General features: G+C 72.5%; 13 protein-coding genes. 3 read left to right on the forward strand and 10 right to left on the reverse strand.

Annotated features, from left to right (window positions below; genetic code table 11):
• Window positions 1-13: 13 nt before the first annotated feature.
• On the reverse strand, window positions 14-805 hold the full coding sequence (locus tag FFG40_RS14800) for a demethylmenaquinone methyltransferase (protein ID WP_017888622.1): 792 nt from the start codon (window positions 803-805) through the stop codon (window positions 14-16).
• A gap of 86 nt (window positions 806-891) precedes the next feature.
• Between FFG40_RS14800 and FFG40_RS14805 the strand changes: the two genes are divergently transcribed.
• Entirely contained in the window at window positions 892-2,151 is a 1,260-nt protein-coding gene (locus tag FFG40_RS14805) for an isochorismate synthase MenF (RefSeq protein ID WP_138803860.1), read from the forward strand.
• Window positions 2,152-2,224: 73 nt separating this feature from the next.
• Here FFG40_RS14805 and menD read toward each other — a convergent pair whose 3' ends face one another.
• Both menD and FFG40_RS14815 read right to left on the reverse strand, forming a co-directional pair.
• Complete coding sequence (gene menD / locus FFG40_RS14810) at window positions 2,225-3,973, reverse strand: 2-succinyl-5-enolpyruvyl-6-hydroxy-3-cyclohexene-1-carboxylic-acid synthase (protein ID WP_138804033.1); 1,749 nt, start codon at window positions 3,971-3,973, stop codon at window positions 2,225-2,227.
• Window positions 3,966-4,325 carry a PLDc N-terminal domain-containing protein gene (locus tag FFG40_RS14815; protein ID WP_071406307.1) on the reverse strand — a complete coding sequence of 120 codons (360 nt, stop codon included), beginning with the start codon at window positions 4,323-4,325 and terminating at the stop codon, window positions 3,966-3,968. Before FFG40_RS14815 ends, menD begins: the two co-directional genes overlap by 8 nt.
• 65 nt (window positions 4,326-4,390) lie before the next feature.
• Here FFG40_RS14815 and FFG40_RS14820 point away from each other — a divergent pair, with 65 nt between their 5' ends.
• Window positions 4,391-4,726 carry a DUF4229 domain-containing protein gene (locus tag FFG40_RS14820; protein WP_138803861.1) on the forward strand — a complete coding sequence of 112 codons (336 nt, stop codon included), beginning with the start codon at window positions 4,391-4,393 and terminating at the stop codon, window positions 4,724-4,726.
• 37 nt (window positions 4,727-4,763) lie between these two features.
• On the opposite strand, the gene FFG40_RS14825 is transcribed toward FFG40_RS14820, so the two are convergent.
• From FFG40_RS14825 to FFG40_RS17180, 4 genes are read right to left on the reverse strand one after another with little or no spacing between them, the layout of a single operon-like run.
• On the reverse strand, window positions 4,764-5,765 hold the full coding sequence (locus tag FFG40_RS14825) for a 1,4-dihydroxy-2-naphthoate polyprenyltransferase (protein WP_138803862.1): 1,002 nt from the start codon (window positions 5,763-5,765) through the stop codon (window positions 4,764-4,766).
• A 5-nt stretch (window positions 5,766-5,770) separates the two neighbouring features.
• Window positions 5,771-6,946 carry an AMP-binding protein gene (locus tag FFG40_RS14830; protein WP_138803863.1) on the reverse strand — a complete coding sequence of 392 codons (1,176 nt, stop codon included), beginning with the start codon at window positions 6,944-6,946 and terminating at the stop codon, window positions 5,771-5,773.
• Entirely contained in the window at window positions 6,946-7,875 is a 930-nt protein-coding gene (locus FFG40_RS14835) for a 1,4-dihydroxy-2-naphthoyl-CoA synthase (protein ID WP_138803864.1), read from the reverse strand. The genes FFG40_RS14830 and FFG40_RS14835 overlap by 1 nt, the downstream gene beginning before the upstream one ends.
• A gap of 31 nt (window positions 7,876-7,906) precedes the next feature.
• Entirely contained in the window at window positions 7,907-8,449 is a 543-nt protein-coding gene (locus FFG40_RS17180; protein ID WP_185974201.1) for a hypothetical protein, read from the reverse strand.
• Between the two features lie 119 nt (window positions 8,450-8,568).
• Between FFG40_RS17180 and FFG40_RS14845 the strand changes: the two genes are divergently transcribed.
• Window positions 8,569-9,558, forward strand: a complete 990-nt coding sequence (locus tag FFG40_RS14845; protein ID WP_138803865.1) for an o-succinylbenzoate synthase — start codon at window positions 8,569-8,571, stop codon at window positions 9,556-9,558.
• Between the two features lie 291 nt (window positions 9,559-9,849).
• Here the strand turns inward: FFG40_RS14845 and ccsB are convergent, their stop codons facing one another.
• From ccsB to FFG40_RS14860, 3 genes are read right to left on the reverse strand one after another with little or no spacing between them, the layout of a single operon-like run.
• The gene (ccsB, locus tag FFG40_RS14850; protein ID WP_138804034.1) at window positions 9,850-10,869 is read right to left on the reverse strand and encodes a c-type cytochrome biogenesis protein CcsB; all 1,020 of its coding nucleotides are present in this window, start codon (window positions 10,867-10,869) and stop codon (window positions 9,850-9,852) included.
• Between the two features lie 5 nt (window positions 10,870-10,874).
• Entirely contained in the window at window positions 10,875-12,599 is a 1,725-nt protein-coding gene (locus FFG40_RS14855; RefSeq protein WP_260678887.1) for a cytochrome c biogenesis protein ResB, read from the reverse strand.
• On the reverse strand, window positions 12,583-13,281 hold the full coding sequence (locus tag FFG40_RS14860; RefSeq protein ID WP_110861628.1) for a cytochrome c biogenesis CcdA family protein: 699 nt from the start codon (window positions 13,279-13,281) through the stop codon (window positions 12,583-12,585). Before FFG40_RS14860 ends, FFG40_RS14855 begins: the two co-directional genes overlap by 17 nt.
• Between the last annotated feature and the right edge of the window lie 24 nt (window positions 13,282-13,305).

Below are 13,305 nucleotides of genomic sequence, written 5' to 3' on the forward strand. Positions count from 1 at the left end.
GGGTGGTGACCGGTCAGTCGGCGGCCGGGTCGACGCGCGGCTGCTCGCCGGTGTTCTGGTGGTCACGGCGGGCCTTCGCACGCCGTGCCGCGGACTCGCGCACCGTGTCGGCGACGGGCTTGCGGCCACGGTGCAGTGCGACGATACCGGCCGTCAGGTTGCGGTAGGCGACCACCGAGAAGCCGACACCGCGGAGCCACTGGGTGAGCACCTGCTGGTCGGGCCACGCGTCGATCGACTCGGCGAGGTAGCGGTAGGCGGCCGGGTTGCTGCTCGAGAGCCGCGCAATTCCCGGGAGGACGCGCTTCAGGTAGGTGCCGTAACCGAAGCGCAGCAGGGCGCGGGGCGGCGTCGAGAACTCACAGATGACGACGCGGCCACCGGGCTTCAGGACGCGCAGCATCTCGGCGAGCGCCTGCTTCGGGTCGTTCACGTTGCGCAGCCCGAACGAGATCGTGACGGCGTCGAACGTGTCGTCGTCGAAGGGCAGCTGCTCGGCGTCGCCCTCGACGAAGGTGATCTCGGGGTGGCGTTCGCGGCCGACGGCGATCATGCCGGCGGACAGGTCGAGCGCGGTGACCTCGGCGCCCTTCTTGGCGAAGGCGGCTGCGCTGGTCCCGGTGCCCGCGGCGATGTCGAGGACCTTCTCGCCGGGCTGCGGGTCGACCGCGCGGACCGTGGCGACACGCCACAGCGGGGCGTTGCCCGCCGACAGGATGTCGTTCGTGAGGTCGTACTTGGCCGCGACGTCGTCGAACATCGCCGCCACCTCGTCCGGGCGCTTGTTCAGGTCCGCTCTGCTCACACGATCAATCCTAGAGGTCCCGACCGAGCGTTCACCGGACTCGCAGCCACCCGGGCGGTGCGGGATCGGCGCGTAGCATCGGAGCCGTGACCCGAACCACCACGGCGGCACCCCCGCTGACGGTCTCGACCCGGATCCTCGACGACCCGGGCGCCGTCCTCCGCCACACGCTCCGTGACCGTCCCCTCGCCTTCGTCCGGAACGGCGACGGCATCGTCGGCATCGGCGAGGCGCTCCGGTTCACCTTCACCGGCCCGGACCGGATGCGTGACGCCGCGGCCCTCTGGCGCAGCGTCGTCGAGACCGCCGTCGTCGACGACCCGGTGCAGCTGCGCGGTTCGGGGCTCGTCGCGTTCGGGTCGTTCGCCTTCGCCGACGACTCCGCCGACGAGAGCGTGCTCATCGTGCCCCGGGTGGTCCTCGGCCGGCGGCGCGGCAAGGCCTGGCTGACCGCGATCGACACGACGGTCGGCGCGGAACCCCTGGCCTTCACCCGGACCTCGGTCCCGGTCCCCCACGTCGGGCCGCACGTCTCCGTCGCGCTGCGTCCCGGGCACATCGACGAGGACACCTACGCCGCCAACGTGTCCGAGGCCGTCCGCCGCATCGTCGCCGGGAGCGCCCGCAAGGTGGTGCTCGCCCGCGACCTCGTCGGCACGCTGCCGCCGGGAGCCGACCGACGGGCGGTCCTGCTCGACCTCGCGGCCGCCTACCCGCAGTGCGTGACCTTCGCGGTGGACGGGCTGGTCGGTGCCACCCCCGAGACGCTCGCCCGCACCGACGGCACGCGGCTGACCGCACGGGTGCTCGCGGGCAGCGCCGCCCGGGGCACCGACGAGGTGTCCGACCGGGCCGCCGCCGAGGCCCTGGCCAGCAGCGCCAAGGACGTCGAGGAGCACGCCTTCGCGATCGACAGCCTGCTCGCGGCCCTCGCCCCGCTCGCCACGGACCTGCGCGCCGACGCCGAACCGTTCCGGCTGCAGCTGCCGAACCTGTGGCACCTGGCGACGGACGTACAGGCGACGCTGCCGCCCGACACCACGTCGCTGGACGTCGCCGACGCCCTGCACCCGACGGCCGCGGTCGCCGGCACCCCGACGGACGTGGCCGTGCAGTTGGTCGCCGAGCTGGAGGGCGTCGACCGCGGCCGCTACGCCGGGCCGGTCGGCTGGATGAGCGCGACGGGTGACGGCGAGTGGATGCTCGCGCTCCGCAGCGCCCGGATCGACGACGACGGCACTGTCCGGGCCTGGGCGGGGGCCGGGATCGTCGCGGGTTCGGAGCCGGCGCGCGAGGTCGCCGAGACCGCCCTGAAGTTCCGGCCGATCACCGATGCGCTGGCCTGAGGCAGCCGCGCAATCCGCGCGACCGGGTAGCCGCGCGACCGCGTAGCCGCGCGGGGCGCAGCCGCGCGACCGGTCAGTCCGCCAGCGGGACCTCGATCACGACCCGCTCGGCGGGGTCGGTGAGCACCCGCTCGAGGTCACCCCACGTCGCCGCCCGGCGGTACTCCCACCCGAGGCCCGTGACGACCCGCTCGACGTCGACGTGCTGCGGGGTCGACATCATCCGCCGCATGTCGGCCTCCGGCGTGGTCTTCGCCACCTCGAGCCCTCGGAAGATCGCGCCACCGTGGTCGTTGCCGACGACGACCTGCACCCGGTGGGTGCGTTCCTCGGTGCCGGTGACGAACGCGCCGAGGTCGTGCAGCAGCGTCAGGTCCCCGAGGAGCACGCGGGTGGTGCCCACCGAGGCCGAGGAGTGTTCGAGCGCCGCGGCGATGCCGAGCGCGGTCGAGACGGTGCCGTCGATGCCGGCGAGGCCGCGGTTCGCGTGCACCCGGATCTTCTTGCCGAGCACCCGGGCATCGGCTTCACGGATGAGCTGCGACGCCCCGAGGACCAGCCGGTCGTGCGGCCAGGTCACGCCCCAGACGGCCTCGGCGAGCATGGCGCGGTCGACGGGTCGGCGACGGAGCGCGACCTCGTCACGCAGGAACTTGTTCCGCTCGGCGCGGTCGGCGGAACGCTTGGCGTCGAGGTCGGGGCCGGCGTCGCCGTCCCCCAGGATCCGCCGGCTGGAGCCGACCCAGCGGCCGACCCACGCGCGGTGCTCCGGCCGGGTCCGGCCCGTCACGCGGACGTCGGACACGAAGGTGGTCACGGCGTCCGGTCGGAAGGAACGGGCCGGGTCGAAGGGGTCGGCTGCCGGTCCGCGGACCACGATCGTCTCGACCCCGTCGCGCTGCAGGAGCGCGGGGACCTCCCTGCTGAGGGTCGGGTGGCCGAGCACGACGGCCCGGCGGACCGCGCCGCCGTGGTCCGGGTCGCGCAGCAGTTCGCGGTAGGCCACGACCAGGTTGCGGCCGAAGCGCGCGCCGCTCGACACCTCGGCGAGGAGTGGCGCCCCGAGCTCCCAGGCGATCCGCTCCGCGTCCTCGCCGGCGTCGTGCCCGGCGATGACGACGGTGCCCGGCTCGTCGTCCGGGGTGAGTTCGGCGACCGGCAGACCGGTGTGTGCGCGGCGGGTGGCGAACGCCAGGTCGACCTCGTCGTCCGGCACGGGGCTGACGTGCTCCGGGGCGAGCCCGGCGGACAGCGGCTCACGGAACGCGACGTTGAGCTGCGCGGGACCGGGCTGCCCGGTGTGCCCCGCTGCGGCGGCGACGGCCTGTCGGGCGAGGGTGCGCAGGGTGTCGCGGACCGAGGCGTCGACACCGTGCGCCGACGGGGCCTCGACGTCGCGGACGAAGGTGACGGCCTGGCCGAAGAGCCCCGGCTGGACGGTGGTCTGGTTGCTGCCGATGCCGCGCAGTTCGTCGGGGCGGTCGGCGCTCAGGACGATGATCGGCACGCCGGAGTGGTGCGCCTCGAGCACGGCGGGGTGCAGGTTCGCCACCGCGGTGCCCGACGTCGTCACCACCGCTGCGGGCCGGTGCGTCTCGACCGCGAGCCCGAGTGCGAAGAACCCGGCGGTCCGTTCGTCCAGCCGCACGTGCACGGTCAGCCCACCGGCGCGTTCCAGGGCGACTGCCGCGAGGGCGAGTGCCTGGGAACGTGACCCGGGACTCACGACGACGTCGGTGACGCCGGCACGCACGAGTTCCTGCAGGAGGGCGAGCGCGGTGTCCGTCGCCGGGCTGCCCGAACCGACGGGGCCGTCAGCGATCGGTGCGGCCGTCGTCGTCGCGCTCGTGGAACTGGTCTTCGAGGTCTCGGAGGGTCGCGTCGTCCTGGTCCTTGTCCGTGAGGGTGGTGCCCGGCTCCGGCGTGGTGCCGAGGAAGTCCGGGTCGTCTTCGGGTCCACGGTAGCGGGCGGAAGCACCGGGGTCGGCCGCCGGGGTGCGACCGAGCAGGAACCAGAGGACGCCGCCGAGGACGGGCAGGATGATGACGAGCAGGAGCCACACGCCGCGACGCAGGGAACGGACACGCTGACGCGGCATCGTTCCGCAGTCGATCGCCGCGTACACCGTGAAGGCGACGGCGGCCACGGCGACGATCAACCACAAGCGGACCATGCGGTGAAGTCTAGGTCGCGACCCTGTGATGCCCCTGCCGGTCGACGCTTCCGTAGACTCACCGTGTGAAAGCGTGGCTCCTGTACACCCTGGCTCGGCTCGGCATCTTCGTGGTGGCGCTCGTGCTCCTCCTGCTCCTGACGCCGATGCCGTGGTACTGGGCGACGATCGTGGCCGCCCTGGTGGGCCTGCTCATCTCGTACATCGCCCTGTCCGGACTGCGCACACAGGTGGCCCTGAGCCTGGCGAACCGCCGCGGCGCCCCGGAGCGCGACGCCGACTCGGACTTCGAGGACGACTTCGTCGACGCCGCCGACTCCGACGCCGCGGCCACCCCGACCGTCCGTCCGGTGTCCGACGCCGACCGGCACGGAGCGCGCCGGGACACCGACGCCGACTGACCGGACGCGGGGCCGCCCGGTCGAGCAGCCGGAACCGCTACGGCTGGACGGCCAGGGTGATCCCGAGCACCACGCCGAAGGCGAGCGAGGCGAACGACGACAGCTGCAGGGCGGTGATGAGCTCGCGGGGCTTCCGTGACGACACCCCGATCGCCAGCGCCGGCAGGGCCAGCAGCAGCGAGAAGTACGTGAAGCCCGTGCGGAAGTACAGCAGCACGAACCAGAGCAGCACGACGTACGGCAGCATCAGGAACAGGCCGAAGAGGACGCGGGCCACCGGACGCCCGACGACCACGGCGAGCGTGCGCTTGCCCGCCAGCTGGTCCTCGTCGATGTCGCGGATGTTGTTCACCATCAGGACCGCGCAGGCGAAGAACCCGGCGGCGACGGCAGCTGCCCAGCCGTTCACGGTGACCTCGCGGATCTGCACGAACTGGGTGCCGAGCACGGCGACCAGTCCGAAGAAGACGAAGACGAAGACCTCGCCGAGGGCGTTGTAGCCGTACGGCTTCTTGCCCCCGGTGTAGAACCAGGCGGCGACGATGGCTGCGGCCCCCACGAGCAGCAGCCACCACAGCTGGGTGAGCAGCACGATGACCAGGCCGGCGACCGCGGCCAGGCCGAAGAACGTCAGGGCGACGGTGAGCACGGTCCGGGGCTTGGCCAGGCCGGCTCCGGTGAGTCGTGCCGGGCCGACGCGGTACTCGTCGGTGCCGCGGACCCCGTCGGAGTAGTCGTTGCTGTAGTTCACGCCGATCTGCAGGAACAGCGCCACGGCCAGGGCGAGCAGCGCGACCGCGAGGTGGCCGTCCTTCGCCAGGTAGTCGCCGAAGCCGCCGGGCTCACCGCTGTCGACGAACGCGACGGCGGTGCCGAGCACGACCGGGACGACACCGAGGGTCAGCGTGCGCAGGCGTGCGCCGCCGATCCAGTCGCGCGCGGTCGCCTTCCGCTTGGTGCGGGCGGGGGCAGCGGCCTTCGCCGGGTTGCCGGACCGGCCCTGCTTCTGCGTCGAGTTCTTCGTTCGTGCCACGAGCACCGATCTTATTGCCGATGCGGACGCCCGGCGGCTCGCGGTCCCGACGAGCGGACCGGGTCGACGAGCGCCTGCACGGCCCGACGGTCGGGTTTGCCCGACGGCAGCATCGGGATCCGCTCCACCAGGACCACGTCGGCGGGGCGGGCGGCACGCCCCAGGGTGGCTGCGACGTGGGCACGGACGGCCTCGAGGTCGAGCGGCTGCTCGGTGACGACGACCGGGACCTCGCCCCACTCCCCCGCCGAGCGCCTGGCGACGACGGCGCCCTCCTGCCCGGGGAGCCCGCGGACGAGCCGTTCGACCGCACCGAGCTGGACCTTCTCGCCGCCGGAGATCACCACGTCGTCGAGGCGTCCGAGCACGCGGACCACGCCGCCGGACAGGGTCGCGGTGTCCCCGGTCCGGTACCAGCGCAGCCCGTCACGCTCGACGAAGGCCGACGCCGTGCGGGCGTCGTCGTCGAGGTACCCCTCGGCGAGCATCGGCCCGGCCAGGTGCAGCTCGCCGTCGACCAGCGCGGTGCGCACCGTGCCGAACGGGACGCCGTCGTACACGCATCCACCGCTCGTCTCGCTCGCACCGTACGTCGTCACGATCCGGATCCCGGCGTCGAGCGCCCGCTGCCGGAGCGGCGCCGGGGTGGCCTGCCCGCCGACCAGGACCGCGTCGAACCGGGCGAGCGCACGCGTGGCGTCCGGGTCGTCGAGGACGCGTGCGAGCTGCACCGGCACCAGGGAGGTGTAGCGACGGGGCGCGGCCGGACCGGTGACGAGCCGTTCGGCCGCCTCGGTGAACGCGGCGGCCGCGAAGTGCCCGGGTGGCACGACGACGGGGTCGGTGCCCGCGGTGATCGAGCGGGTCAGGACGTTGATGCCGGCGATGTAGTGCGTCGGCAGTGCGAGCACCCAGCGCCCGGGCCCACCGAGTGCCGCGTCCGCCGCGGCGGCACCGGCGAGGAGCGCCTCGGACGAGAGCGCCACGCGCTTGCCGGTGCCGGTGGACCCGCTGGTCTCGACCACCAGGGCGACCGCCTGACGGACCTCGGCCGGCGGTGGCGTCGGCAGTGCAGGAGCCCCCTCGGCGACGGGGAGCAGTGCGGGACCGCCGGCGAGTGCTGCCTCCAGGCCGCGCAGCACGGCCGTCGGGTCCGACGTGCCGGTCGTCAGCAGCGGACGGGGCATCAGTAGTGCCAGGGGAACGCGGTCCACTCGGGAGCACGCTTCTCGAGGAACGAGTCGCGACCCTCGACGGCCTCGTCGGTGCCGTAGGCCAGCCGCGTGGCCTCTCCCGCGAACACCTGCTGGCCGACCATGCCGTCGTCCACGGCGTTGAACGCGTACTTGAGCATCCGGATCGCCGTCGGGGACTTGCCGAGCACGATCTCGCCCCAGCGGATCGCCTCCCGCTCCAGGTCGGCGTGCGGCACCACGGCGTTCACCGCACCCATCTCGTACGCGCGCTGGGCGGAGTACTCCTGGGCGAGGAAGAAGACCTCGCGGGCGAACTTCTGCCCGATCTGCTTGGCGTAGTAGGCGCTGCCGTAGCCGCCGTCGAACGAGCCGACGTCGGCATCGGTCTGCTTGAACTTCCCGTGCTCGGCGCTGGCGATGGTGAGGTCGCAGATCGCGTGCAGGGAGTGCCCGCCGCCCGCAGCCCAGCCCGGGACGACCGCGATGACGACCTTGGGCATCATCCGGATCAGGCGCTGGACCTCGAGGATGTGCAGCCGCCCCATCGACGCCTGTGCGGCGGACGGGTCCACACCCTCGGGCGGTGCGCCCTCGTCGCCGACGTACTGGTAGCCGCTCCGCCCCCGGATGCGCTGGTCGCCGCCGGAGCAGAACGCCCACCCGCCGTCCTTCGGGCTCGGGCCGTTGCCGGTGAGCAGCACGACGCCGACGCGGGGGTCCTGCCGGGCGTCGTCGAGGGCGCGGTAGAGCTCGTCGACGGTGCGCGGGCGGAAGGCGTTGCGGACCTCGGGACGGTCGAAGGCGACCCGGACGATGCCCTTGGAGACGTGCTTGTGGTACGTGATGTCGGTGAACTGCTCCGCGATCGGAGCGGTGGTCCAGACGTCGGGGTCGAACAGGTCGGAGACGGGAGCAGCCATGCTCCCAACGTACCGCCGGGCGTCTGGCGGGTCAGGCGCCCATGTCGGTGAGGATCTCCGGCGCGACGAACACCATGATCACGATGAGGATCACGGGGTTCGCGAAGAACGCCAGGACGACCCCGACGGCGCCGTACCAGCGTCCGAACGAGCCGACGGCGGCGACGAACCCGAGCACCGCGGCGACGAGCGTCAGGAACACGACGACAAAGCAGATCCCGAAGGCGAAGTTCGTGTCACCGCCCATGAACACGGCGAAGGCACTGGCGTCCACCGCGGCGGAGACGACGGCGAGGCCGAGTGCGATCTTGCCGACGACGGGGTTGCGGCGCTTCGTGGCGCCCGTCTGCCGCACGTCGACGGTGTTGCGCTGCATGAGGCGGGCGAAGTCGTCGGAGTCCCGCCCGGGAGCCGCCGCGGGTCGAGCGCCCGCTGCCGGACGGGCTGCCGCCGCCGGTCGGGCTGCGGCCGCCGATCGGGCTGCCGACGCCGGACGGGCCGCGGCGCTCGACGGATCGGACGGGCGCTGCGATGCGCGTTGCTGTGCTGCGCGCTGCCGCGGATCCACCGCCACCGAGCCTCCATCGTTTTCGGGTCGTTCCCCTGCCGACCGAGGCCGACCGATGCATGCTAATGCCCTGCCCTGGCGGTCCCCTCCGAGGAACCGGCGGGCCCCCTGGGTGCGGTGGGAGGATGGCGGACGTGCTCCCCGACCTCGCCGAACTCCTCGCCGACGCCCACGTGGTGGCCCTGCCGATGCGCGTGCGGTTCCGCGGCATCACCACGCGCGAGGCGGTCGTGCTGCGCGGCCCCGCAGGCTGGACCGAGTTCTCGCCGTTCGTCGAGTACGACGACGCCGAGGCCGCCGCCTGGCTGCGGGCCACCGTCGACTTCGGGTGGACGGACCACGAACCGGCCGCCGACTCCGTGCCGGTCAACGCCACCGTCCCGGCGATCGCCGCCGACGCCGTCGCCGACCTGCTCGCGCGGTACCCCGGGTGCACCACCGCCAAGGTCAAGGTCGCGGAGCCCGGCACGACCGTCGACGACGACGTCGCCCGTGTCGCCGCGGTCCGCCGGGTGATGGGGCCCGAGGCCGCGGTCCGGGTCGACGCGAACGGGCTGTGGAGCGTGGAGCAGGCGACTGCGGCGCTGGAGCGGCTCGCACCGTTCGACCTGCAGTACGCCGAGCAGCCCTGTGCGACGGTGCCCGAGCTCGCCGAGCTCCGGTCGCGCGTCGCCGGTCTCGGGGTCCGGGTCGCCGCGGACGAGAGCGTCCGGAAGGCGAGCGACCCCCTCGCCGTCGCCCGGGCCGGTGCCGCCGACGTCCTGGTCGTGAAGGCCCAGCCGCTCGGCGGGATCAGCGCGGCCCGTGCCGTCATCGCCGACGCCGGGTTGCCGTGCGTCGTCTCCAGCGCGCTCGACACCTCGGTCGGGCTCGGGATGGGAGCGTTCCTGGCCGCCGCGGCGATGACCCCCGGGTACGCCGCAGGGCTCGGGACGGCGGCGATGTTCGCCGGGGACGTCACGGCCGATCCCCTGTTGCCGGTCGGCGGTCGGGTGCCGGTGCGCCGGGTCGACGTCGCGCCCGAGCTGGTGCAGCGCTACGCCGCGTCGCCGGAGCGCACGGCGTGGTGGCGTGCGCGGGTGGCCCGCGTGCACGCACTGCTCGCCGCCGGGTAGCGCACCCGCCGCGTCCTCGCGAGACGCCGTCGTCTCCGCAAGACGCCGGCGTCTTCGCAACACGCCGGCGTCTCCTTTCGGCGCCGCCGCGTGATCGAGACGCCGCCGAGTCATCGAGACGCCGCCGAAACCTGCGGCGTCTCGCCGACGACGCGGCGTCCCACCGACACGACGGCGTCTTCCTGGCCGTGCACGCGACCCGACGACGGACGGGAGGCACGGTGCCCGCTGGCACCGTGCCTCCCGTCCGGTCGTGGTCGCGACCAGGGCCGCATCAGCGACCCGTGGTGCTCACAGACCCGAGTAGCTGTGCAGGCCCTTGAAGAAGACGTTCACGACCGAGAAGTTGAACATCACCGCGGCGAAGCCGATGAGGGCCAGCCAGGACGACCGCGCACCGCGCCAGCCGCGGGTCGCGCGGGCGTGGATGTAGCCCGCGTAGACGACCCAGATGATGAAGGTCCAGACCTCCTTCGTGTCCCAGCCCCAGTAGCGGCCCCAGGCGCGTTCCGCCCAGATCGCACCGGCGATGAGGGTGAAGGTCCAGAGGACGAAGCCGACGAGCAGGACGCGGTAGGTCAGGACCTCGAGCCGGTCGGCGTCGGGCAGTGTCGCCATGAAGCGGAGCTTGCCGGAGGCCGTGCGGCCCTGTCGGTACGTCTGCACGAGCTGCGCCACCGCGAGCCCCGCGCCGAGCGCGAAGAACCCGGTGCCGGCGATGGCCACGAAGACGTGGATGACCAGCCAGTACGACTGCAGGGCCGGCTGCAGCGGGACGACGGGGACCCAGTAGTTCACCGTCGCGATGCCGAGCAGGATGATCGTCAGGCCGGTGATGAAGACACCGAGGAACTTCAGGTTCTGCCAGAACTGCACGAGCAGGAAGATCAGGGTGATCAGCGCCGTGCCGGTCAGCGAGAACTCGAACATGTTGCCCCACGGCACACGGTCGGCCGCGATGCCGCGGAGGACGACCGAGGCGACGTGCAGGACGAGCGCGAGGATCGTCATCGCCATGCCGACGCGCTCGAACTTCGTCCCGCGACCGGCCGAGCCACCCGACGGCGGTGCGGCGACCTGCTCGAGCACGACGGTGCCGCCGCGGACGGTCGCGACCGTCTTCGCGCCGCGTTCCGACGCGGCGCTTGCCGCGTCGGACGAGCTGTCGTCGGCGCCCGCGTTCTTCGCGGCGGCCGTGACCTCGCCGGAGCGTTTGGCCATGTCGAGGGCGAACGAGATGAACGCGACCACGTACACCGCCATCGCGGAGTACGTGAGCACGACCGAGTAGGTCGCGAGGTTCGTGGTCATGTCGTTCACTGGGGCATCCTAACTCCGAGGTCCGACGTGTGGCGCTGTGCGATGTCCGCGACGGCCCGTTCGAGGTTCGGGTCCTCGCCACGTGCGAGCCCGGCGTACTCGAGGTCGTACTCGCCGCCCTGCGCATCGCGACGCGGGACGACCTTCACCCAGACGCGGCGGCGCGGGACGAACAGCGAGGTGAGCAGGCCGAGGGTGGAGAGCAGGGCGAACCCGCCCACCCAGAGCTGCGAGGGGTCGTGGTGGACGTCGAGGGACACGTACCGCTTGACGCCGTCGAAGGTGATCGACCCGGCACCCTCCGGCAGCTTCTTCGTCTGGCCGGGCTCGAGCGCGATGCTCGCGGTGTCCGACTGCCGACCGGCGATCTGGTCGAGACCTTTGGTGCTCAGCGTGTACACGCTCTGCGGTACACCGCTGTCGAGCCCGAGGTCACCCGTGTAGACCTGCAGCGTCAGCAGCGGGTTCTGGGTGTCCGGGTAGGCACTCGAGTACGCGCCGCTCGCGAGCTTCGACGCGGTGGGGTAGAAGAACCCGACCATGCCGAGCTGGTCCGGCTTCGCGTCCGGCACCTTGATGACGCCGGTGGAGGTGTAGTTCGCGTCCTCCGGCAGGAACGGCACGACGTCCTTGAACGCCACGTTGCCGTCGCCGTCACGCACCGTGACCTGCATCGCGTAGCCGTTGCCGAGCAGGTAGACGTTCGTGCCACCGACGTGCAGCGGGTCGTTCACACCGAGGCGACTCGTCTTCGGCTCGCCGCCCTTCTCGGTGCTCGTGACGGTGGCCGAGTAGTCGAGCGCCTGACCGAGGGCGTCGAGGTTGCGCTCCTCGTACTTCGTCACGAACTTGTCGAGGCGGAGGTTGTAGCCCTGCAGGTCGGTCTGCTGGAACCAGCGTCCGGGGTTGAACGAGTCGTACGAGCCGAGCACGTTCGAGAACGTCTGCCCCTCGACCAGCAGGCGCTGTCCGGTGAAGCCGAAGCCGCCGCCGACACCGACCGCCAGGAGCACCCCGACGAGGGCGGCGTGGAACACCAGGTTGCCGGTCTCGCGCAGGTAGCCGCGCTCCGCGCTCACCGAGTCACCGAACCGCTCGACGCGGTACCCGGACCGCTTCAGGATCGCCATCGCGCGCGTCACCGCGTGCTCGGCGGACGGGAGGCCCGTGGTCGCGTCGATCCCGGTCGTCCCGTCGATCATCGCGTCGGGTTGCACCGCCACGGTGCGGAAGCCCGCCAGTCGCGTCAGCCGCGCGGGGGTCCTCGGCGGACGGGTCCGCAGGGCCTGCCAGTGGTGCTTCGTGCGGGGCACGATGCAGCCGATGAGCGAGATGAAGAGCAGCAGGTAGATCGCGGAGAACCACACCGAGGTGTAGGTGTCGAAGACCTGGAGCTTGTCGAGGACCGGGTAGAGCTGCGGGTGGTCGGCCTTGTACTGCACGACGCCGTTCGGGTCGGCGGTGCGCTGCGGGACGAGCGAGCCCGGGATGGCCGCGAGGGCGAGCAGCATGAGCAGGAACAGCGCCGTGCGCATGCTCGTCAGCTGCCGCCAGAAGAACCGGAGGTACCCGACGAAGCCGAGCTTCGGCTGGTTGATGCCACCGTCGGTGGGGCCGGAGCCGTCGACGTGGTCGGACGGTCGCTGCGGGTCGGAGGCGCTGTCGGCCCCGTCGCCTGCGCCCGTCGGGACGTGCTCGTTGAGGTCAGACCGCGGGGACAAAGCTCTGGATCACCGCCCCGACGCTCGACATGACGGCCGACCAGATACCGGTGACCATGAGCAGACCGATGACGATCAGGATCGCTCCTCCGATGATGTTGACGGTGCGCATGTGGCGCTTCACCGCCGCGATGGCCCCCGTGGCCCAACCGGCACCGAGGGCGACGAGGACGAACGGGATACCGAGCCCGAGGCAGTAGGCGACCCCGAGCCACATGCCCTGCCAGGCGCTGCCCGACTGGACGCTGAGCAGGTTGATGGCCGCCAGGGTCGGGCCGAGGCACGGGGTCCAGCCGAGGCCGAACACGATGCCGAGCAGGGGGGCGCCGAGGAGCCCGGTGGCCGGGGTCCAGCCGGGCTTGATGGTGCGCTGCAGGAACGTGAACCGACCGACGAACACCAGGCCCATCGCGATCACGACGACCCCGAGGACCTGCGTGATGAGGTCGCGCCACCGCACGAGCCAGAAGCCGAGCGCCCCGAACACCGTCGTGTACGCCACGAACACCGCGGTGAACCCGGCGATGAACAGCAGCACGCCGAGCACCACACGACCCCGACGCTGCCCGCCCTCGGCGACACCGCCGACGTACCCGAGGTACCCCGGAACGAGCGGCAGCACGCACGGGGACAGGAACGACACGAGCCCGGCGAGCGCCGCCACGGGCAGCGCCACGGCCATCTGGCCGCTCAGGATCGCGTCGGC

The organism is Curtobacterium sp. KBS0715 (genome assembly GCF_005938005.2).
In the GTDB taxonomy this organism is placed as follows: Bacteria; Actinomycetota; Actinomycetes; order Actinomycetales; family Microbacteriaceae; genus Curtobacterium; species Curtobacterium flaccumfaciens.